The sequence below is a fragment of the Paraeggerthella hominis genome (assembly GCF_021044775.1).
GTDB classification, from domain to species: Bacteria; Actinomycetota; Coriobacteriia; order Coriobacteriales; family Eggerthellaceae; genus Paraeggerthella; species Paraeggerthella hominis.
The window spans coordinates 60,166-82,208 of record NZ_JAJNOQ010000011.1 but is presented as its reverse complement, the minus strand read 5'-3'; the positions used below and the strand labels follow the sequence as shown (position 1 = coordinate 82,208).

The 22,043-nt window shown below is 63.0% G+C and carries 17 protein-coding genes and 3 tRNA genes; 12 read left to right on the top strand and 8 right to left on the bottom strand.

Annotation, left to right across the window (positions count from 1 at the left end; all coding sequences use genetic code 11):
- Window positions 1-11: 11 nt before the first annotated feature.
- Both LQE90_RS10980 and LQE90_RS10975 read right to left on the bottom strand, forming a co-directional pair.
- A tRNA-Lys gene (locus LQE90_RS10980) sits at window positions 12-87 on the bottom strand.
- An 89-nt stretch (window positions 88-176) separates the two neighbouring features.
- Window positions 177-253: transfer RNA gene (locus tag LQE90_RS10975), tRNA-His, on the bottom strand.
- A gap of 219 nt (window positions 254-472) precedes the next feature.
- Here LQE90_RS10975 and LQE90_RS10970 point away from each other — a divergent pair.
- A complete protein-coding gene (locus LQE90_RS10970; RefSeq protein ID WP_216529758.1) occupies window positions 473-2,020 on the top strand; it encodes an NYN domain-containing protein in 1,548 nt (515 codons plus the stop codon).
- A gap of 126 nt (window positions 2,021-2,146) precedes the next feature.
- Here the strand turns inward: LQE90_RS10970 and sstT are convergent, their stop codons facing one another.
- The 3 genes from sstT to LQE90_RS10955 form a co-directional block, all read right to left on the bottom strand.
- Window positions 2,147-3,406 carry a serine/threonine transporter SstT gene (sstT, locus tag LQE90_RS10965; RefSeq protein WP_114567974.1) on the bottom strand — a complete coding sequence of 420 codons (1,260 nt, stop codon included), beginning with the start codon at window positions 3,404-3,406 and terminating at the stop codon, window positions 2,147-2,149.
- Window positions 3,407-3,510: 104 nt separating this feature from the next.
- Window positions 3,511-3,595, bottom strand: a tRNA-Leu gene (locus LQE90_RS10960).
- An 81-nt stretch (window positions 3,596-3,676) separates the two neighbouring features.
- Window positions 3,677-4,039: a hypothetical protein gene (locus tag LQE90_RS10955; protein ID WP_114567973.1), complete on the bottom strand. Its 363-nt coding sequence runs from the start codon at window positions 4,037-4,039 to the stop codon at window positions 3,677-3,679.
- Between the two features lie 413 nt (window positions 4,040-4,452).
- On the opposite strand from LQE90_RS10955, the gene tig reads away from it, so the two are divergent.
- From tig to panF, 8 genes are all read left to right on the top strand, one after another.
- Entirely contained in the window at window positions 4,453-5,886 is a 1,434-nt protein-coding gene (tig, locus tag LQE90_RS10950; protein ID WP_231088301.1) for a trigger factor, read from the top strand.
- A gap of 170 nt (window positions 5,887-6,056) precedes the next feature.
- On the top strand, window positions 6,057-6,683 hold the full coding sequence (locus LQE90_RS10945; RefSeq protein ID WP_114567971.1) for an ATP-dependent Clp protease proteolytic subunit: 627 nt from the start codon (window positions 6,057-6,059) through the stop codon (window positions 6,681-6,683).
- 17 nt (window positions 6,684-6,700) lie between these two features.
- Window positions 6,701-8,089: an ATP-dependent Clp protease ATP-binding subunit ClpX gene (clpX, locus tag LQE90_RS10940; RefSeq protein ID WP_114567970.1), complete on the top strand. Its 1,389-nt coding sequence runs from the start codon at window positions 6,701-6,703 to the stop codon at window positions 8,087-8,089.
- Window positions 8,090-8,182: 93 nt separating this feature from the next.
- The gene (locus LQE90_RS10935; protein ID WP_216529756.1) at window positions 8,183-10,849 is read left to right on the top strand and encodes a valine--tRNA ligase; all 2,667 of its coding nucleotides are present in this window, start codon (window positions 8,183-8,185) and stop codon (window positions 10,847-10,849) included.
- 835 nt (window positions 10,850-11,684) lie between these two features.
- Window positions 11,685-12,233: a zinc ribbon domain-containing protein gene (locus LQE90_RS10930; protein WP_114566982.1), complete on the top strand. Its 549-nt coding sequence runs from the start codon at window positions 11,685-11,687 to the stop codon at window positions 12,231-12,233.
- Window positions 12,234-12,374: 141 nt separating this feature from the next.
- Window positions 12,375-14,288, top strand: a complete 1,914-nt coding sequence (gene thrS / locus LQE90_RS10925; RefSeq protein ID WP_216529755.1) for a threonine--tRNA ligase — start codon at window positions 12,375-12,377, stop codon at window positions 14,286-14,288.
- Between the two features lie 96 nt (window positions 14,289-14,384).
- Entirely contained in the window at window positions 14,385-14,669 is a 285-nt protein-coding gene (locus tag LQE90_RS10920) for a YhdT family protein (RefSeq protein WP_216529754.1), read from the top strand.
- Window positions 14,662-16,161, top strand: coding sequence for a sodium/pantothenate symporter (gene panF / locus LQE90_RS10915; protein ID WP_216529753.1), 1,500 nt, complete (start codon window positions 14,662-14,664; stop codon window positions 16,159-16,161). Before LQE90_RS10920 ends, panF begins: the two co-directional genes overlap by 8 nt.
- 20 nt (window positions 16,162-16,181) lie before the next feature.
- Here the strand turns inward: panF and LQE90_RS10910 are convergent, their stop codons facing one another.
- Window positions 16,182-17,912 (bottom strand): cation:proton antiporter, encoded by a 1,731-nt coding sequence (locus tag LQE90_RS10910; protein ID WP_216529752.1) that lies wholly within the window; start codon window positions 17,910-17,912, stop codon window positions 16,182-16,184.
- A 121-nt stretch (window positions 17,913-18,033) separates the two neighbouring features.
- Between LQE90_RS10910 and LQE90_RS10905 the strand changes: the two genes are divergently transcribed.
- Window positions 18,034-18,357: a heavy metal-binding domain-containing protein gene (locus tag LQE90_RS10905; RefSeq protein ID WP_114566977.1), complete on the top strand. Its 324-nt coding sequence runs from the start codon at window positions 18,034-18,036 to the stop codon at window positions 18,355-18,357.
- A gap of 32 nt (window positions 18,358-18,389) precedes the next feature.
- Entirely contained in the window at window positions 18,390-19,241 is an 852-nt protein-coding gene (locus tag LQE90_RS10900) for an ion transporter (protein ID WP_231088300.1), read from the top strand.
- Between the two features lie 9 nt (window positions 19,242-19,250).
- Here LQE90_RS10900 and LQE90_RS10895 read toward each other — a convergent pair whose 3' ends face one another.
- The gene (locus LQE90_RS10895; RefSeq protein ID WP_216529750.1) at window positions 19,251-20,228 is read right to left on the bottom strand and encodes a patatin-like phospholipase family protein; all 978 of its coding nucleotides are present in this window, start codon (window positions 20,226-20,228) and stop codon (window positions 19,251-19,253) included.
- 225 nt (window positions 20,229-20,453) lie between these two features.
- Between LQE90_RS10895 and trxA the strand changes: the two genes are divergently transcribed.
- Window positions 20,454-20,762: a thioredoxin gene (gene trxA, locus LQE90_RS10890; RefSeq protein WP_114566974.1), complete on the top strand. Its 309-nt coding sequence runs from the start codon at window positions 20,454-20,456 to the stop codon at window positions 20,760-20,762.
- A 418-nt stretch (window positions 20,763-21,180) separates the two neighbouring features.
- On the opposite strand, the gene LQE90_RS10885 is transcribed toward trxA, so the two are convergent.
- Window positions 21,181-21,939, bottom strand: coding sequence for a MerR family transcriptional regulator (locus LQE90_RS10885; RefSeq protein ID WP_216529749.1), 759 nt, complete (start codon window positions 21,937-21,939; stop codon window positions 21,181-21,183).
- Between the last annotated feature and the right edge of the window lie 104 nt (window positions 21,940-22,043).

Here is a 22,043-nt window from a genome sequence, read left to right as displayed (position 1 = left end):
TATCATTCAAATGGTGGACCGTGTAGGATTCGAACCTACGACCTTGGGATTAAGAGTCCCCTGCTCTACCAACTAAGCTAACGGTCCTTATTGCGTCTCGCCTTTCTTGCGAAGCGGTTTGCTATTTTAGAGCATTCCGATCGACCGTGCAAGACCTTTTTTTCAAAAACTTGCGCTGGGGTGGATGATGGGACTCGAACCCACGACCTCCAGAGCCACAATCTGGCGTTCTAGCCGACTGAACTACACCCACCAAGGCGCAAGGAGGAAGTATACGGATTTCTTTCCATGAATGCAAGAGGAATATGGACAAATTGTATCTGGATATTCGTAATTTACTTCTGATGTGCGGTTTTAGAGTACTATGAGCGCAACATCGAACGCCAAGACGGCATGCATACGCGAATGAGCCGTTGCTGCACGGCGTTGCGGAAGGGGCATTGAGCCCGTTCCTTACCATCAAGGAGTACTTATGGATATAAAGCCATCGTCTGAAAAACGATTCGCATTGCTCATCGATGCCGACAACGTATCGGCGAAGTATATCAAGCCCATCACCGACGAACTGTCCAAATACGGCACCGTCACCTACAAGCGCATCTACGGCGATTGGACGCTCACCCTTCATTCGAAATGGAAGGACGCGCTTCTGGAAAACTCGATCACGCCCATTCAGCAGTTCGGGTACACGCAAGGGAAGAACGCCACGGACTCGGCCATGATCATCGACGCGATGGACATCCTGTACACGCGCTCGGTGGAGGGGTTCTGCATCGTGTCGAGCGACAGCGACTTCACGCGCCTGGCCAGCCGCATCCGCGAGAGCGGGCTGACGGTGATCGGCATGGGGGAGAAGAAGACCCCCACGGCTTTTCGCAAGGCATGCGACATCTTCACCACGCTCGAGCTTTTGCTGGGGGATTCGAACGGCAAGGGCGGCAAGGGCAAAGGCCATCGCGACCAGGGCAATTCTCAAGGCGGGCAGAATACGGGCCCCTCGATCGAGGAGATCGAGCAGGCCGTGGTCAACATCATCACCGACAACCAGAACAACGGGAAGTCGACCGGTGTGGGCGAGGTGGGAAGCCGTCTGCTCAAGCGCTACCCCGACTTCGACGTGCGCAGTTACGGCACCAACCAGCTGACGAAGCTCCTCGGCGAGTTCGGCAGCGTTCAGATCATCAAAGACGGCAGCTCGGTTGCCATCGAGCTGACGGAGGCCAAGGAGGCTTCGAAGCCTGCGGAGAAGGAGGGGACGAGCGAGCCGGCTCGCAAGCCTTCCCGATCGGCGGGCAAGCCCGCGCATAAGCCCGCCCCGGCCGATCGCGAGAAGGAATCCGAAACCGCCTTGGCCTCCGAAGCCGCGGGCAAGCCGGAAGCCGAAACCGCGAGCGAACCTGCCGCCAAGCCCGCTCGACGCTCCCTGCGCCGTCGCAGGGGTGCCGAAGGCGCCCAGCCCAAGGAGGCCTCGGACCAGCCTTCCTCGAGCGACGAGGCCCCTGTTTCCGCGGATGAGGCGATGCCTGCTCCGGAGAGCGCTCCCGCAGCCGAGAGCGCGCCTGAAGCGGCCGCTGCGGCCGACGCCGAAACCTCGGATGCTTCTGCGGACCGGCCCGAGCAGGGCGTGCGCAAGCCCGTGCGCCGCGGAAGGCGCGGGGGTGCCAAGCGCTCGCGACCGGCCGGCGACGACGCGACCGAGAAGCGGCCTTCGCAGCAGGCCGCAAACGAGGACGCCGCGTCGCAGCAGCCCGCTGCGACGGCGGATGCCGATCGGGTTGCTGCGAGTGCTTCCGCGTCGCGCCCCGCGTCCAATCCCGATCGGTTCGTTCGCCAGCTTGTCCGCGACGCCGGCGTCGAGGGGGTGGCGGTGTCCGAGCTGTCCAAGCGCGTCCGCGCCAAGTACCGCGATTTCAAGGTGCGGGATTTGGGATATTCGCAGTTCCGGTCCTACGTCGCCGATCTGGGCGACATCGAGATCGAGAAGAACGGCAAGGACTTCTTCGCGCGTCTGGCCGAGTAGGCGCGCGAGATCGGGGCGGCTTCCCCGGGCGTCCTTCTTGAATCCGGCTGGAAGCAGAAGGCCCCGCCTCCCAATTGAACGGGGAGGCGGGGCCTTCGTGGTTGCGCGGTGCAGTCGAAACGGGCGCTAGGCCATTTCGTTTTCGCTGAACTCATCGGCGCCGAAGGTGATCTCCTTGCCCTGCTTGCGCCACTGACGGTACTCGGCGGTGGCGGTGAACAGCACGTCGGAGGAGGAGTTGAGCGCGGTCTCGCAGGAGTCCTGCACCACGCCGATGATGAAGCCGATGCCCACGACCTGCATGGCAATGTCGTTGCTGATGCCGAACAGCGAGCATGCCAGCGGGATGAGCAGCAGCGATCCGCCGGCAACGCCCGAGGCGCCGCATGCGGAAACGGCGGACAGCACGCTCAGGATAACGGCGGTGGGCAGGTCGATGGAGATGCCCATGGTGTGGGCCGCCATCATGGCCATGACCGAGATGGTCACGGCAGCACCAGCCATGTTGATGGTGGCGCCCAGGGGAATGGACACCGAGTAGTTGTCCTTGTCCAGGCCGAGCTTGCGGCACAGCTCCATGTTGACCGGGATGTTCGCGGCCGAGCTGCGGGTGAAGAACGCCGTGAGGCCGCTGTCCTTCAGGCAGCGGAACACCAGCGGGTAGGGGTTCTGGCGGATGCCCCAGAACGCCATGAGGGGGTTCGTGACCAAGGCGATGAACAGCATGCAGCCCACCAGGACAAGCAGCAGCTGGCCGTACTCGGTGAAGATCTCCAGGCCGTTCGCGCTCACGGAGGTGTACACCAGGCCCAGGATGCCGAAGGGCGCAAGCGAGATGATCCAGCGCACAACCTGCGACACGGCGTCGGATATGCTGGTGAACACGTCTTTGGTGCCCTGGGTTGCCGCACGCAGCGCGATGCCCAGCAGCACGGCCCAGGTGAGGATGCCGATGTAGTTCGCGTTGATGAGCGCGTCAACCGGGTTGGACACGATGTTCGTGACAAGGGTCCCCAGCACTTCGCCCACGCCGGTGGGCGAGCTCTGGTCGACCGTAGGGGCCGAAAGCGTCAGCTCGACGGGGAACAGGAAGCTTGCGATCACGGCCACGAGCGCGGCGATGAACGTGCCAACCACGTACAGCACCACGACCGTTTTCATGGATCCGGCCGCTTTCGCGTTTGCGAGCGCGCTGATTACCAAGAAGAACACGAGGATGGGGGCAACGGCTTTCAAGGCGGATACGAACAGCGTGCCCAAGATCTCGAACACCTCGATGCCCGGCGCGAACACGCCGAGCGCGGCGCCGATGACAAGGCCTACCAAGATACGTTTGATCAGGCTTATGGAGTTCCACGCCCGCCCGATCTTCTTAATCGTTTCCATCGTGAACGGATTCCTTTCCCCGGCGAACGGCTCAGCGCAACGCAGTCGCTCGCGTCCTATGTATGCACTTGGGGGGAGGGTGCCCAGGGCAGCCTCCCCCCAAGTGGTGCGGGCGAAAGGACTTGAACCTTCACGAGTTTCCCCACCAGAACCTAAATCTGGCGCGTCTGCCAATTCCGCCACGCCCGCACGACGTTGCGCGTGCAAGAACGCACGCCGAACATAATAGCAAAAAAGCGCACCGATGGAACCAGGGACTGCGGGGATGTTTTACGCGAGGAATCGTCCTAGGAGAAATCCGGTGATCACGCACAGCGCGGCGAAAAGGGCGGACAGGCCGATAAGCCGGGATTCCCGTTTGTGAGCGCGCTGCTTCTCCACCTCTTCTTGGTGCTTGGCGGGGAAATAGGAGTAGCCGTCGGAGGTGATGCACACCACGGCGCCGCGACGCTCGTCGGTTTTGCGGGCCAGCGCGCCGCGCTCGAGAAGCTCCACTTGCAGATCGTCGTCGGGGCGGTAGGGGAACGCGCAGCGGTACACGAGGTCGCCGTTGACGGTGCACGTCGAGCGTTCGTAGTCGATCAGGCGCTCGAGCTCGCGTTCTTGCAAAAGGTTGAGATCGATGGTGGGCATGGGACCTCCGCTGCTGCGTTTAAGATTCGTTTCCCGATCATGATACCGTGACCCGTTCGGCAATGATAGCGTGAAACGCAACCGTAACCTTCGCCGGTCTTGGCTGCCGGTCGAGGACGGCCGCAACGCGCTTTTTCTGCGAAACCGCGGCCGGCGTCGCCGTGCGCCGCGCCGCTTCATGTGCTTGCCCGCAAGCTTCGCAGGCGAATCTTGCGGACGCGTTGCGAACGGACGGTAGGTAGGTTCTTCGTGAACCTGTTTCAAGCGCTCTTCCTCAACGGCTCCATATATGCGATAATTCCGTCTCGGTGTGCTCGGTACGCGGTTTCGATCGATGAACGGCCGGTCGAGGGCGCCAGGGCAAGCACGCCGAAAGCCGCATAGGCGACATAAGAATGATGGAGGATAGTTACGTGGAAACAAAAGTTGAGGCATTGCAGGATAACCGCACGAAAGTGACCGTTACCGTTGATGCTAAGGATGTCGACGCCCGCATCAAGAAGACCTACAAGGACTTCGCCAACAAGTACAATTTCCCCGGATTCCGCAAGGGCAAGGCCCCGCGTCCGGTTATCGACAACGCTCTGGGCAAGGAAGCCGTCCGCGCGACGGTGACCGACGACGTGGTCAACGGTTCCTATCCTCTCGCCATCGACGATTGCGATCTGTACCCCATCGCCAAGCCTGAGTTCGAGGACACGGACCTGGTGGAGGGCGGCAAGGACTACACGTTCTCCTTCACGATCGCCGTCAAGCCCGAGTTCGAGCTGTCCGGCTACGAGCCGGTTGCCATCGAGCTTCCTGCCGAAGGCGTGACCGAGCAGGAGATCGACGATCAGGTCGAGGCTCTGTGCGAGCACTACTACACGTACGAGGATGCTGCCGCCGCCACGAAGGTGAAGGAAGACAGCTACATCGACCTGGCCATGAAGGCCACCGACGACAAGGGCGAGGACATTCCCTCCCTCACCACGGAGAACCGCCCCTACGGTCTGGGCGCGGGCCTGTTCCCGGCTGAGTTCGACGAGCAGCTGGTGGGCCTGAAGAAGGGTCAGACCGCAACGTTCACGCTCGACATGCCGGCCGACGCCCCCATCATGCTGTCCGCGCTGCAGGGCAAGACCGAGAAGATCAACTTCGAGGTCGAGGTCAAGGTCGTCAAGAAGAAGATCATGCCGGAAGTGAACGACGAGTGGGTCAAAGAGACGCTGGGCTTCGAGGGCGTGGAGGATCTGCGCACCCGCATCGCCGAGACCGTGACGCAGCAGAAGGCCGACCTCATGCCGCGCCTGAAGGAGAACGCATGCCTCAACGCGATCTCCGAGCGCCTCGAGGGCGAGGTTCCCGCAGGCATGGTCGAAGAGAACGAAGCAAGCCTGATCCAGGACTTCTTCCAGCAGATGCAGGCGCAGGGCATGACCTTCGACGTGTACCTTATGCAGCAGGGCCTTACGCCCGACCAGTTCAAGGCCGACGTGAAGCAGCAGGCTTCCGACATGGCCAAGCAGGATCTGGCGCTTGACGCATGGGCTCGCCATGCCGGCATGAGCGTTTCCGACGAGGAAGTTACCGACGAGTTCGTGAAGAGCGGCGTGGAGAACCCCGAGGCCCTGCAGGCCGAGTGGCGCGCGAACGGCCAGCTGCACATGGTGCGCCAGGGCGTTCTGCGCACGAAGGCCGTCAAGGACCTTATGGACACCGCCGTGGTGACCGAGCTCGACCTGTCCAAGAAGGACGAGGGCAAGAAGCCGGCCAAGAAGGCTGCCGCCAAGAAGAAGGCTGCGCCGAAGAAGGCCGCCGAAAAGAAGGAAGAGGCCGTCGAGGTCAAGGCTGACGACGCCGAATAACATCGCACGTGCCTCGGCCCGTCCGTATTGCGCGCTTTTTGCGTGCACATCGGGCGGGCCGAGGTGACGATACGGTACCCTAGCCTTGCACCACGATACGGCACGTGCATACAGCACTATCTGCAAGCAGGGCCGCCGAGCGGCCGTAAGAGATAAGCGAGGCATACGCAATGAGCATCATCACCCCTAAATCAGCGCTGATTCCCTACGTCATCGAGCAGTCGCCGCGCGGCGAGCGCAGCTACGACATCTACTCTCGCCTGCTCAACGAGCGCATCATCTTTTTGGGAGAGGCCATCGACGACAACGTGGCGAACTCCGTGGTTGCGCAGCTGCTGCATCTTGAGAGCGCCGATCCCGACAAGGACATCTCCCTGTACATCAACTCTCCCGGCGGCTCCGTGACGGCTGGCCTGGCCATTCTGGACACGATGGACTTCATCAAGTGCGATGTGTCCACCATCTGCCTGGGCGAGTGCGCTTCCATGGGCGCCGTGCTGCTGTCCAACGGCGCGAAGGGCAAGCGCCTGTGCCTGCCGAACTCCATGGTGCTCATCCACCAGCCGTCCGGCGGCGCGCAGGGCCAGCAGACCGAGATCGCCATCGTTGCGGACTTCATGCTGAAGACCCGCAACCGCCTGAACAAGATCTTGGCGGACAACACGGGCCAAACGCTCGAAACCATCCAGAAGGACACGGAGCGCGACAACTACATGACGGCGGAAGAGGCGGTTGCATACGGTCTGGTCGACCGCATAACCACGTCGCGCGCCGCGGTTCCCGGCTCCAACGAGTAGAGAAGCGAACAGGATACATGAACGACAGACGCGACGACGAATTCGACGGTCGGAGTCCCGAAGACATTGCATGCGCCTTCTGCGGCAAACGCCCGCACCAGGTGGCTGCGATGATCTCGGGCCCGAACGGCATTTACATTTGCGATGAGTGCATTTCCGTGTGCGCCGACGCCATGATGCGCGACTTGGGCTTGACGGTCCCCGGCTTCGAGGCCGAGGGATCGGAGCCGGCGTCCCGAGCGGCGTCGGGACGCCATGCCCGCGTAGGCGCGCAGGGCGAGCCCGTCGCGGCTGAGCCCGCGCCCGAGGACGTGCTGGCCGACCTGCCGACCCCGCATCAGCTGTATGCCGAGCTTTCGGAGCATGTGGTGGGGCAGGAGCAGGCGAAGCGCGCCTTGTCCGTGGCGGTGTACAACCACTACAAGCGCATCAGCCTGGGCGCCGACGCCGAAGACGGCGATGTCGAGCTTGCGAAGAGCAACATCATGCTTCTGGGCCCCACCGGCTCGGGCAAGACGCTGTTGGCGCAGACGCTGGCCCGCACGCTGCGGGTGCCGTTCGCCATCGCGGACGCCACCACGTTGACCGAGGCCGGCTACGTGGGCGAGGATGTTGAGAACATCCTGCTCAAGCTCATCACTTCGGCGGACTTCGACATTCCGCGCGCCGAGATCGGCATCATCTACATCGACGAGATCGACAAGGTGGCGCGCAAGGCCGAGAACCTGTCCATCACGCGCGACGTGTCGGGCGAGGGCGTGCAGCAGGCGCTGTTGAAGATCGTGGAGGGCACGGAGGCGAGCGTTCCGCCGCAGGGCGGCCGCAAGCATCCTCAGCAGGAGCTCATCCACATCGACACCACGAACATCCTGTTCATCCTGGGCGGCGCGTTCGTCGGCCTGGCCGACATCATCGCCGAGCGCGTGGGCAAGAAGGGCCTGGGCTTCAACGCCGAGCTGCCCGAGAGCAAGAAGAAGGCCGAAGCCGAGCTTTTGGCTCAGGTGCTGCCCGAAGACCTGAACAAGTACGGCATGATCCCCGAGTTCGTGGGACGCATTCCGGTGGTCACGTCGCTTTCGGAACTTTCCGAGGAAGATCTGGTGCGCATTCTGACCGAGCCGAAGAACGCTCTGGTGAAGCAGTACACGAAGATGTTCGAGTTCGAGGAGTCGGAGCTGACGTTCGAGCCCGAGGCCCTGCGCGCTATCGCGCACGAGGCCGTCGAACACGGCACGGGCGCACGCGGCTTGCGTTCGATCTGCGAGCGCGTGCTGCAGGACGTGATGTACGATCTTCCCGAGCAGGACGGGCTTTCCCGCGTGACCATCCAGGCCACGGACATTACAGGGGAGACGAAGCCCCAGATCGAGGCGGTCGAGGACGCGGAGCAGCTGCAGAGCGCTTAGCGCCGGACGGTATAGGTAGGTACGAGCGGGCGGATCGCGAATGGGCGGCGCGCCCGCTTTCGGTTTGAGAGACGCGAGGATGAGGGAGCCGACATGGCTGATAACGGAAAGAAGATCGACTACGATTTCGCCGCGCACGAGCGTCCGCTGTTCGAGGCGTGGAAAGATGCCGGCTACTTTCAGCGCGGCGAAGGCTTCGGCGCCAAGAAGGGCCAGCCGTACACCATCGTGATTCCGCCGCCGAACATCACGGGCGTGCTGCACATGGGCCATGCACTGAACGATACCATCCAGGACACCTGCATTCGTCGCGCGCGCATGCAGGGACGGCCCACGCGTTGGATCCTGGGAACCGACCATGCGGGCATCTCCACGCAAACCAAGGTGGACAAGAAGCTTGCCGACCAGGGCATCAGCCGTTTGGAAATCGGGCGCGAGGCGTTCATCGAAGCGTGCTACGACTGGTACAAAGAGTACGGTACCACCATTGTGAACCAGGTCAAGGGCATGGGCTGCTCGTGCGATTACGACGACGAGCACTTCACGCTGGAGCCGGGCTACGTGAAGGCCGTGCGCAAGCTGTTCGTGGATTGGTACAACGACGACTTGATCTACAAGGGCAAGCGCATCGTGAACTGGTGCCCGCACTGCACCACGGCCATTGCCGACGACGAGGCCGAGTACGTGGACGAAGCAGGTCATCTGTGGTACCTGCGCTATCCCTTGACGCAGCCGGAAGGCGATCTGGAGTACCTGGTGGTGGCCACGTCCCGCCCTGAGACCATGCTGGGCGACACGGGCGTTGCGGTGAATCCGAAGGACGAGCGCTTCGCCCATCTGGTGGGCAAGACGGTGACGCTGCCGCTTGTGGGTCGCGAGATTCCCATCTTCGCCGACTGGCACGTGGACATGGAGTTCGGCACGGGCTGCGTGAAGACCACGCCTTCGCACGATCCGAACGACTGGGCCATGGGCGAGCGCAACGGTCTTGAGCGCATCAACATCTTCGACGAGACGGCTCACGTGGTTGAAGGCTACGGCCAGTTCAGCGGCATGGATCGCGACGAGGCTCGCGAGGCTATCGTGGCCGCGTTCGAGGATCTGGGCCTGCTTGAGAAGGTGGAGGACCACGACCATTCCGTCATGACCTGCTACCGCTGCCACACGAAGCTGGAGCCGTGGGAGTCCGAGCAGTGGTTCGTGGCCGTCGACGGCCTCAAGAAGGACGCGGCGCGCGTGGTGGAGGACGGTTCCATCCAGTTCCATCCCGAACGCTGGAAGCAGGTGTACCTGGATTGGCTGGCCAACCTCAAGGACTGGTGCATTTCGCGTCAGCTGTGGTGGGGCCACCGCATCCCCATGTTCTATTGCGACACGTGCGGCTGGGAAGGCGCATCGGTCGAGGACGTGGACGTATGCCCCGTGTGCGGCGCGCCCGCGCGTCAGGACGAGGACGTGCTGGACACGTGGTTCAGCTCGCAGCTGTGGCCCTTCGCCACGATGGGCTGGACCGAAGAGGGCATGGACGCTCCGGAGATGAAGGCTGCGTATCCGACGCAGGTGCTGTCCACGGCGCGCGACATCATGGGCTTGTGGGTGGCGCGCATGGTGATGGCCTCGATGTACTGCTGCGACGAGATTCCGTTCGAGCACGTCATCATCCATCCGACCGTTATGGCGGCCGACGGCAAGCCTATGTCGAAAAGCCGCGGCAACGGCGTGGATCCGCTGCGCCTGATGGAGGATTACGGTGCGGACGGCATGCGCTTCGGCCTGCTTATGCAGGTGACGGGTGCTCAGGACCTCAAGTTCAACGAGGCGAAGCTGGAAAGCAGCCGCAACTTCGCGAACAAGATCCGCAACGCCGCCCGCTTCGTGCAGATGAACCTGGACGATTACGTACCCGGTGCTCCCGATCCCGTGACGCCGGTCGACCGCTGGATATTCTCGCGTTTGGCCGGTTTGGTGGCGCGCCTCGACAAGGCGTACGGCGCTTTCGAATTCGGCGAGATCACGCGCGAGCTGTACTCGTTTTTCTGGAACGAGTTCTGCGACTGGTACATCGAGTTCTCGAAGGCGCGCCTGAACGGATCGCCCGAGGATCGCGCGGCCTGCCAGCGCAACCTGGTGTTCGTGCTTGACCAGGCGCTGCGCCTGCTGCATCCTATCATGCCGTTCGTGACCGAGGAGATTTACCAGCAGCTGCCGATCGATCGGAGCGAGGCTCCGTACCTTATCGGCGCAGCTTGGCCCGATGCGGAGGCGCTTGCGCAGTACGTGGACGCCGACGCCGAGCGTGCCATCCAGATGGTGACGGAAACGGTTTCGGCCATTCGCTCCACGCGCGCCCGCTACGGCATTTCTCCGAAGACCGAGCTTGCCGTGGTCGTGAAGGCGGGGGAGGCCGACGTGGCTTTGCTGGAGGCTCAGCGCGGTTTGATCGAGGGCATGGGCACCACCGCTTCGCTGGAAATCGCAGCCGATGCGAGCAAGCCGGCTGAGTCGAGCGTGACGCTGGCGCCGGGCCTTGAGGTGTACATCGTGTTGTCGGGCCTGGTGGACTTCGGCGCCGAGCGCGAGCGTCTGGAGAAGGAGCGCGCCAAGCTTGCTGCCGATGCCGCCAAGCTGGACAAGAAGCTGTCGAACCCGGGCTTCTTGGCGAAGGCCGCCCCTGAGATCGTGGAGAAGGACCGTGCCAAGCATGCCGAGATGACCGACAAGCTGGCTCGCGTGGAGGCGCAGCTGGCCGAGCTGGGATAAGCGTTCTCGGTGTAAGCTCGATATTGTGCAATTGGGCCGCCCTGCTTATGCAGGGCGGCTTTTTTGGCGGTGAGGCCTCGCGTGTTTTGGACGATGTTGCCCGAACCGTGCATTGATGGCATTGACGGCGGTGCGGGCATCGTGGATTCGCCTGTTCGATGCTTGAACTTACGGTTAGCTTTCACGTATACTACATGGCGAGCCGCAGGGAGCTGGTTACTCCCCACGGCTCTCGAATCGCTTCGGCGGTTTGGCTTTTTGTTTAGGGCTCCCTATCCTTGCGGACTGGGAGCTTCTCTATTATTACCGCGACGAGCGCGATAACGCTGGAGATCAGCTCGACGGCCGCCGTAATCAAAGCCAAATCGGTCATGGCGTCTACCTCCTCCCGTTTTTCCCTTCGTCGGGGGCATGGGTGGAAAGGGGCGCGGAGCCTTGCCGCCTGGTGATCCGTCCCTTTATGATAACGTCCCGGCCTAGCACGCATCCAGCGCGCATTCAGTGCGCTTCTCGCTCGAATCCAGCGCTCTCGGCTGGACTCGAGCCGCACCTGGGGCGTCGCCGTTCCGATCGCGCGCTCGTCATCGTCGCTCGCCCGGATGGTCGCCTCGCGAATCGGCTCCCAGCTCACAGCTCCCAACCCAGCCCTCGACCCCTCGGCTTGCGGAAATTAACTCCACAACTGCTCGCTTTTTGACATCTTTGCTATAATGACTGGTCGTGTGCATGTATCGGGCGTTTCGGGTGCTTGTACCGTGCGATGAGCGTGCGCTTTCCATGGGGGAACACGCGCACGATCGCTGGCGTTAAGCTGATACAAGAAAACGAGGTTGACATGAACGAACTGCTGTCCCAGCTGTGGACGCCCGAGTTGCAGGCCGCTTTCACCGTGGTCGTGGTGCTGCTCGTCATCCTGTACGTACTCTCTATCGTCTGGGTAGTTCGCGACGCGTACCTGCGCGGATCGTACTGGTACGTGTGGGCTATCGTGGCGCTCATTCCTCTTTTGGGCGTTATCGCGTACTGCCTGCTCCGCCCGCCGCTGCTGCAAATCGATCGCGACGAGCAAGAGCTCGAAATCGCTCTCAAGCAGCGCGAGCTCATGAAGTACGGCGAATGCGCGAACTGCGGCTATCCGGTAGAGGCCGACTTCGTGCTGTGCCCGAACTGCCACCAGCGTCTGAAGAACCTGTGCGGCACCTGCAACCACGCCCTCGATCCCACCTGGACCGTGTGTCCCTACTGCGCCACGCCGGTGTCCGGCGGCCCTCGCGCTCGTCGCGCTCCGCAGCAGCGCCCCGCGCGAACGCAGCAGCCGCAGCAGGCGGCGCCCCAACAGTCGAGGCAGGCACGTCCCGCTCATCCCGAGCAGGGCATGCAATAATATTCTTCGCGTTCATCGAAGCCGCCTCGAACCAGGGGCGGCTTCGTTGTTTCGTCCCAACGGCAGGGTGCGAAAGGCGCGCCCGCCGGGAACCGATCGTGCAGGTGCTTTGTGCGCACCCGGCACAGGAAAGGAACTGCTATGAACATCGTACTACCCGACGGCTCCGTTAAAGAGTTGGCCGAAGGCGCTACCGTTGCCGACGTGGCCGCGTCCATCGGCGCCGGCCTGGCAAAAGCCGCGCTCGGCGGCGTCGTCGACGGCAAGGCCGTCGATCTGAGCGCCCCCGTGACCGACGGCGCGCAGGTGTCCATCGTGACCGCCAAGAGCCCCGAGGCCCTGGAGCTTCTGCGCCATTCGACCGCGCACGTCATGGCTGCTGCGCTCGTCGACCTGTACGGCGACGTGCAATTCGGCGTAGGGCCGGCTATCGAGGACGGCTTCTACTACGACATCAAGCTCGACCGCGCGCTGTCGCCCGACGACTTCGCCGCGATCGAGGCGCGCATGGCCGAAATCGTGAAGGCCGACGAACCCTTCGAGCGCCGCGAAGTTACGCGCGCCGAAGCTGAGGAGCTGTTCGCCGGCCAGGCGTTCAAGCTGGAGCTCATCGCCGAGCTGCCCGAGGACGAGACCATCACCACCTACACCATCGGAAGCTTCACCGACCTGTGCCGCGGCCCGCACCTGCCCTCCACCGGCAAGGTGGGCGCGTTCAAGCTGACCAAGCTGGCCGGCGCCTACTGGCGCGGCGACGCCGAGCGCGAAATGCTCACGCGCATCTACGGCACCGCGTTCTTCAAGAAGGCCGAGCTTGAAGAGCACCTGCACAACCTGGAGGAGGCCGAGAAGCGCGACCATCGTAAGCTGGGCCGCGAGCTGGGCATCTACACCATGGATCCCTTGGCGGGCGTGGGCCTGCCCATGTACCTGCCCAAGGGCGCGCGCGTCATCCGCACCATGCAGGAATGGCTGCGCCGCGATCTGTACGACCGCGGCTACGAAGAGGTCATCACCCCGCACGTGTACAACGCCGACGTGTGGAAGACCAGCGGCCATTACGGCTTCTACAAAGAGAACATGTACTTTTTCAACATCAACGAGGGAACCGAGGAAGACCCGCGTTTGACCGAGTACGCCGTGAAGCCCATGAACTGCCCGGGCCACGTCATGCTGTACAAAAACGAGCTTCATTCCTACCGTGACCTGCCTCTGCGCTACTTCGAATTCGGCACTGTGTACCGCCACGAGATGAGCGGCGTGGTGCACGGCCTTCTGCGCGCCCGCGGCTTCACCCAGGACGACGCGCACGTGTTCTGCACGCGCGACCAGGTGGTGGACGAGGTGGTGGCCATCCTCGACATCGTGGACCACATCATGTCCACGTTCGGGTTCGCCTACGAGGCCGAGATTTCCACGCGCCCCGAAAAGAGCATCGGCACCGACGACATGTGGGAGCACGCCACCAACGCGCTCAAGGAAGCATGCGCGCGCCACGGCTTGGCGTACGACATCAACGAGGGCGACGGTGCGTTCTACGGTCCCAAGATCGACATCAAGGTGAAAGACGCCATCGGCCGTACTTGGCAGTGCTCCACCGTGCAGGTCGACTTCAACATGCCGGAGCGTTTCGGCCTGACCTATCGCACCGAGGACAACACCGAAGAGCGTCCCTGGATGCTCCACCGCGCTATCTTCGGCTCCATCGAGCGCTTCCTGGGCATCCTGATCGAGCACTACGCCGGCGCGCTGCCGTTGTGGCTGGCTCCCGTGCAGGTGGTCGTGCTGCCCATCGCCGACCGTCATAAGGACGCGGCTGCCGACCTGGCCAAAAAGCTCAAGGCGGCAGGCGGTCGCGTGGAGGTGTACGACCAGAACGAGCCCATGCGCGTGAAGATCGCCAAGGCGCAGAGCCAGAAGATCCCGTACATGGTGGTCATGGGCGACAAGGAGATCGAGGAGGGCACCGTGTCGGTCCGCGACCGTCACGAGGGCGACCTGGGCTCCTGGCCGGTCGAGCAGCTGGTCGAGAAGATTCGCGAAGCTGCGCTGTAGAGCCGCGTTGTTCGCGTAAGCGGAAGTAAGGAGGTGCGCGCGGGACGTCCCTTTGTCTCGCGCGCACCTCTGCGTGTTTTTAGAGGGGAGAACTCCTTGGGAAAAGAACCGATCGTGACGTATCGCGACAAGATGAAACAGGCAAACCGCGAGGCGAAAGCTACGCTGGTGGCGCTCGCGTTCATCGTGGCGGTATGGCTGATCTGCGGATTCGGGTTGTCCGGAAGCGACGTCGAAGTGTTTCATACGCCGATTTGGATAATCGGAGGAACCTTGGGAACGTGGGCGGCGGCTATCGTCGCAGCCGTGGTGCTGGGCAAGCGCGTGTTCGTCGATTTCGACCTGGACGACGAAGGGGAAGGGGCGTCCGATCGTGGATAGCTTGATCGCGCTCGCACCGTTGGTGCTGTTTCTGCTGTTCGCGCTGGGCGCGAGCCTGCTCGTGCGCCGACGCGCGCAAGCCGCATCGACCGGCGGCGGCTTCGTTAAGGAGTACTTCATCGGCAACCGCGGCCTGGGCGGATTCGTGCTGGCGATGACCACTATCGCCACCTACGGGTCCGTAAGCTCGTTCGTGGGCGGTCCCGGTCAGGCGTGGTCGATCGGCTTCGGCTGGGTGTACATGGCCGTGGTGCAGGTGACGGCGCTCGTGCTTTTGTACGGGATCATGGGCAAGAAGATGGCGCTCGTCTCGCGCAAGCTGGACGCCGTCACCGTAGTCGACGTGATCCGCGCGCGGTACGGGTCCGACCTGCTCGCCAACCTGTCGGCGCTCATCATCGTGGTGTTCTTCGTCGCTACGATGGTCGCGCAGTTCGTGGGAGGGGCCAAGCTGTTCGAGGCGGTGACGGGCTATTCGTACATGACGGGCCTGTTCCTGTTCGGCGCGGCGGTCATCCTGTTCACCACGATCGGCGGGTTTCGAGGCGTAGCCGTGACCGATGCGCTGTGCGGCATCGCCATGCTGGTGGGCATGGGCGTGCTGGCGGCGGGAATCCTCGAGGCAGGCGGCGGCTACGAAGCCATCATGGCCTCCATCGCCGCAAACCATCCGGCCATGTTGGAGCCGTTTTCGGGCGGCAACATGCCTGCGGGGCTGTACCTGACCCAGTGGCTGCTCGTGGGCGTGTTCACGTTCGTGCTGCCGCAGTCGGTGGTTCGCACCATGGGCTACAAGGATACGAAGTCGTTGCATCGAGCCATGATCATGGGAACCGTCATCATCGGCGCCATGATGATCGGGGTCACGTCGCTGGGCGTGCTGGCGGCCGGCGTCCTCACGGACGATCTTGCCGCGTACGGCGGGAGCGTGGACAACATCATTCCGTTGTCCATCGTGGGCACGTTGCCGCCCGTTTTGGCCGGCGTGGCCATCATCGGACCCATCGCCGCATCGATTTCGACGGTTTCGTCGCTTTTGATCTCATCCTCCTCGGCCATCGTGAAAGACGTGTACCTGCGGCATTGCGAGAAAACGGGAAAGCGCCCCGCCGACAGGCGCGTGGCGGTTTCGAGCCAGGCGGTGACGTTGGGCGTCGGCGTGCTCGCTTTCGTCTTGGCCGTCACGCCGCCCGATCTGATCTGGAAGATCAACATGTTCGCGTTCGGCGGTCTGGAAACGGCGTTTTTCTGGGTGCTCGTCTGCGGCCTGTTCTGGAAGCGCGCCAATAAGACGGGGGCGCTTCTGTCCATGGCAGGCGGGACGCTGGCGTACTGCGCCTCGATGGCCTTGGGCTTCAAGGTTGCCGACCTGCACCAGATCGTCATCGGCATCGCGGTTGCGGGGGCATGCATGATCGCGGGCTCCCTGGCAACGCGGCATGCGAAGTCCAGCAAGCTTGCGGTGTTCTTCCCGGACGAAGATGCCGACTAGCTGATCGGCGGGTCGGCCTGCTAGCGCTCGCGGCTTGCGGGCTGGCTCGCGTCCTCGTCTTCGCGACGTTCCAGATCCTCGATGATGCGGAGGGCTTCTTCCGGCGTGGCGCCCATGCGCTCGGCCGCGCGCCCGATCTCGTCAAGCCGGCGATGGTACTCGCGCACGGCGCGTTGCGCCAGGCGCCTGCGACGCTCTTCGCGGCGACGAGCGCGATAGTCCTCGGCTGTAAGGTTTTCGCCCTCGCGCGTTGCGGCAGGGGAGGGCGCGGGCTTCTCGGCCGCCGCGGGCGCGGGGAGCTCCTCGCTGCTTGCTGCCGCGCGCTTCGCGGCGATCTCCTGGGCGGCAAGGTCGAGCGCTTCGTCGAGCAGGCGCTTTCTGGCCGAAGAGCGCTGCAGGCGGAAGGCAAGGTCCTCCCAGCGGGCGTCCTGTCCCTCAAGGCGGCGCTGCTTCGAGGCAAGGCGCGCGGCTGCTTCTTGGCGTGCCAGCAGGCGCTCCAGCTCCACGTGCTCGCGCAGGATGCTGCCGATGTCGCGTGGGTTCTCGCGAATTTCCTTGACGGCTTCCAGGGGTCGCGCGTCGGCTACGCGGTACGTGACGGAGGCGAGCAGCGGCATGAGGAACACCGTCACGGCCCCTGCGGCCACCAGCACGCTGGCCGTCTCCTGCGTCATGGCCTGCGCGCTTACGGCCACCGACGTGACCGCGACGATGATAGGCAGCGCCGTGGTGCAGTACAGCGCCACGGTCAGGCGGTTGTGCGAGGACACGTCGCGCGTGTCTTTGCCGGTGGATAGCGCAACGAATATGGGAACCGCGCGGATTAGCAGCAGCATGGCGATGAACCCGATCAGGAGCATCGGCTGCGCGAATACGGCCATCAGGTCGATCTTGGCGCCGGAGACCACGAAGAACACGGGAATGAGGAATCCGTAGGCAACGCCGTCGAGCTTCGTTTCCAGGCTGTGGTCACCCTCGGGAATGACGTAGCGAAGCACGAATCCTGCCGCGAACGCTCCCAGCACGATATCCAGGTGAAACACCGCCGAAAGCGTGATGAGGCCGACCAACAGCAGCACGGTCACGCGCATCATGGTTTGCGAGGTGGTGTCGGCGTTGGCGGTCAGGAACCGAAACAGCCGATGCCCGGTTTTCTTCGCCTTCGCGGGAACCACGGCCACCGCTACGCACAGCGCGACGAAGCCGGCAAGGATCAGCACGGTTTTCCATTCGGCGCGCGACGAGAGAAGAAGCGCCATCGCCAGCACGGGGCACAACTCTCCCCAGGTGCCGTACGTCAGGATGGACTCGCCTACGCGCGTGCCCGTCAGCTCGCGCTCTTTTAGGATGGGCATGAGCGTGCCGAGCGCCGTCGTGGTCAGGGCGATGGCCATGGCGATGACTTCGAAGCGATTGCCGGAGAATCCGGGGATGAATCGCATGACCAAAAACGCGACGCCGAACGATACGAACCAGGTGACCAGCCCTCGCTTGCCTTGCGAGCCCGTCAGGCTCTTGGGGTTGATCTCGTAGCCGGCAAGCAAAAACAGAAACGCAAGTCCCAGGTCGGCCAGCAGGTCCACGGAGTCGGTCGGCTGGATTGCTCCTGCCATGTAGGGGCCCAGCAGCGCGCCCGCTATAAGCAGGAACACCGTTTCGGGGATCAGTTTGTTGGGGATGAGCTTGGCGGCGATGGGGCATGCCGCCGCGACGAGCGCGATGATGGACAAGGATATGAGATCGGTCGGCATGAGGACCCTTCCACGTTGTTCTCGTCAGTCCTGATGAAGTGCCATTGTATCGCAATGAGACATCGGCAGACATGGTATGCTTCGAAGGTACACGTACTGCAGTTACGAGAAGGAGCGTTTCATGATCGTTACCACCACGCCCTCTGTCGATGGGTACCGCATCTCTGGTTATTACGGCGTCGTTTTCGGAGAGGTCATCACGGGCGTCAACTTCCTGCGCGACTTCGGCGCGGGGATTCGCAACATCGTAGGCGGGCGCAGCGAAGGCTACGAGCAGGAGCTTACTCAGGCGCGCACCGAAGCGCTTCAAGAGCTTGAGCAGCGCGCCGCGGTAATGGGCGCCCATGCGGTGGTCGGCGTCGACATCGACTACGAGGTGCTCGGCCAGGGCAACATGCTGATGGTAACCGCTTCGGGCACTGCCGTCACGCTCGAGCAGGCGTAGCGTTCCTCTCGGACGAAACGGGGCGGATGGCGATGGCGGGAGAAGGGAAAGCGCGGTTCGATCGCACGTCGCGCTTCAAGCAGCAGGTTTACCTGGCGCTCGAAGATTTGTCGGGCGCGCACGGACTCGCGCGCGTCGTGGGCGTGGGACTCTTCGTCCTGATCGTGCTGAACGCGTTGCTGGTGTTCGTCGACTCGAACCCCGGGGTTCCCTATGCGCTCTCCCAGGTTTTCCTGGCGTTCGGACTGGCATCGAGCGTATGCTTCGGCGTGGAGTACCTTGCACGGCTGTGGGTGGCCGACCTTGCGCACGCCGGGCTGTCGCCGCTGCGCGCCCGCGCCCGCTACGCGTTCTCGCCCATGGGCGTTATCGATTTGCTGGCGTTTCTGCCCGGTTTGCTGGTGTTTCTTGTTCCGGTATCGCCTTCGGCGCTTAACGCCGCGCGCATCGTGCGCCTGATCCGCCTCATCAAGCTGTCCCGCTACATGCGGGGTCTACGCTCCATCGCGCGCGTCTTTCACAAGCGCCGATCCGAGATCATCGCGTCGTTCATGGTGCTGGGCCTGCTCACCGTTACGGCAAGCGTGCTCATGTACCAAGTGGAGAACCCGGTGCAGCCCGATAAGTTTGACAGCGTGCTCACGGGCATGTACTGGGCCATGACCACCATTACGTCGACCGGGTACGGAGACCTGGTGCCCGTTACGGCGCTGGGACGCTTCGTCGGGTTCGTCACCATGGTGCTGTCCATCGGCGTGGTGGCCATTCCGGCGGGCATATTCTCGGCCGGGTTCGTGTCTGAGTTTCGGGCGCAGGACGCCCGCAACCACGACGCTGGCGAGCGTCTGGAAAACCCCGACGATCGCGATGGCTGCGAAGACTAGCGGTGCGCGCTACCGTTCCAGGTACGCTTGAAGCGCGGGCCAGCGCTTGGCCGCCTCGCCGTAACCTTGTTCGTACAGGGCCAGCAGCTTTTCCGGATCCTTTTCCATGTTTCCTATGGTCACCGGCTCGGGCGGCTGTATGAGAAACAGCTTTCCCTCGTCTTGCAAGCGGGGGAGCGCGCGGTACATGCGATTGTAGTCGTAATGGCGATGCTGCAGGCGTTCGAGGAAGTACGGGTACAGCGCGTAGCGCTGGCGAAGGATGGCCATGAGCTTGTTCGGCGTTTTTACGAAGTCCGCGGCTTGCGTCAGGACCACGATGTGCTTTTTCGCGCCCGTGAGCATGGAGTACACGATGGGCACGCTGTCGCAGGTTCCGCCGTCGAGCAGCAGCTTGCCGTCGATGTCGACGATCTGGCTGACCAAGGGCATGGACGATGACGCGATAAGGTAGGGAAGGTCGGCTGCCGAGTCGGTGAACTCGTGGTAGTCCGCTTCGCCCGTCCTCAAGTTGCTGGAAACCGCCACCAACTGCATGGGCGATTGGTCGAAGGCGGGGTAGTTGAACGGTTCGAGCACGTTGGGAATCTCGTCGAACGTGAACGCGCGGCCGCAGGCGTTGCCGGTGCGCACGAAGCTTTTCATGGACAGGTAGCGCCAATCATCGCAGTACTTCATGTTGAGGTAGCATGCTCGCCCGTTTTGGCCGGCCACGTAGTTGTATCCGCACAGCGCTCCCGCCGACACGCCGATCACGCGCTCGCAGAACAGCTTTTGGTCCATGAAGAAGTCCAGGACGCCGGCGGTGAACTGCCCGCGCATCGCGCCGCCTTCCAGCACGAGATTGACCGGCGATGCCGCATGCCCGTCCCAAGCGGGAGGGTGCAGGGACGAAGGTGCGGTGTCCGGGTTGGCCCCGGGCTCTTTGGACTTGGCTCGGGCGGCGTGCTGAACGAAGGGTTCGCGTGCGGAGGATTGGATGCTCATGCGGGTCCTTTCTCTGATCCGCATTATTATAGCGGGTTCGTTTCAAGGTTGCTGCGGCCCGATATGTCGGGTTTCTCTAGATTTATCCCCTATTTGGTAACATTTGATGCAGCATGTGCGGCTTCCGGTTAGAATACACGCAAATGAACGAAGAGCCGATGCGCAAGCTCGGTTCGAGCGGCGTGGCTTCCCCGAAGGAGGCGTCGCCAAGTAAAGGAGGTTGTTATGAGCGAGGTTATCTCTTCTGCTGATTTCCAGTCCAAGGTGCTCGACGCGCAGGGACCGGTGCTCGTGGACTTTTTCGCCACGTGGTGCGGACCGTGCAAGATGCTCGCCCCCACGCTTGACGAGGTGTCCAGCGAAGTGGCCGGCAAGGCGGCCGTTTACAAGGTGGACATCGACCAGAGCCCGGATGTGGCCCAGCGCTACGGCGTGATGAGCGTCCCGACGCTTGTCGTATTCGAAAATGGCCAGGTCAAGCAGCAGGCTGTGGGCGTGCAGCCGAAGCAGAACATCCTGGCGATGCTGGGCTAAACCAGCATCCTAATGTGCTATCGCAAAGGGAGCCGCAGCATGCGGCTCCCTTTTTGCGCGGCGCGACGGGGTCGTTCCTCCGTGCACGATTCTTTCCCCAATGTTGCGCGCGAGTGCATGTTGAGGCCCGTCCGCCGGCGGCGAATGATCGCGACCAGGCAAAACGCGCGGTCGCGTCGATGTCCGCCTCTTCGTACGCCTCTCGGACGCAACATTGGGGAAAGAATCGTGCAAAAACCAGGGCATCTGACGCTGCCGTGCGCAGACGTCCCCTTCCACCTTCCGAAACGCCAGCGAGGCTTTTACGGTCTTGGAATGGGGAGCTGCACCGATAGCGGCTTGACGGCGCATCGGGCTACGGCGAATTCGACTCGACGGTTCGCCGTCGGTTGGCTTTGCCGCCTGCCCGCTTGTCGGGCTACGTCACGATCCAAGACCGGTAGTAATCCCAACGGGATCCGTCTTCGGGTTCGGTTGCGGTCACCAGGTACGTGCCCACCAAAGCGCGAGGACGCAGGCCGGAGCGGGTCGCGGCGTCGAACAGCTCGGCTGCGTTGTTGCCGTCAAGCTCCGGCGTGGTTTTGAGCAGGCATTCCCGACAGGTGCGTTCGTTGTCGGAAGGCGTGCGCACCCAAAGCGGGGAAGCGCCCCCTGCTTCGTCGGCCACGGCTTCGTGCACGACGGAGGGGTCTTCGGCTCGTATCAGCACGGCGTAGCACCACGGCTCGTCTATGAGCGCGTTCCACGGTACGGACGTGTTGTAGTCGATGCTGGTCAGACGTTCGATGGCGGGTGCTGCCGGGCGCATGCCGGAAACCCTCAACTCTTCGGCCACGGCGTTGAGCGAGCGTTGACGGGCGAGGCGCGTCCGCATGGTCTCAAGTTCCGCGATGCGCCGCTCGATGCTGTCTTCGGTGCGTCCGAGCGCATCGTCAAGCGCGCTGATGGACATGGCCCGATAGCTTGCCAGGTCGCGCACCGGCACGCCCAGCTGGCGGTAAAAGGCGATCTCGCCTGCTTCGAGCACGTCGTGCAGCGCGTATCGCCGGTAGTCGTTGCGCTCGTCGCGGCTTGCGCGGACAAGCCCCTGGCTTTCCCAGTAGCGCAGCGTGGAAGGGGCAACGCCCAGACAGCGCGCTGCGTCCTTGATGTCGTAGTAGCGCGGCGTTGCGTTCACGGCGCTTCTCCCATCCTGACCTGGCTCCTGTTTGTTTGGAGATTCCAAGAATCCTGCTCGGGCGGGTTTACCTTCAAGCAGCTTTAAGGTTTAGAGTACCATCC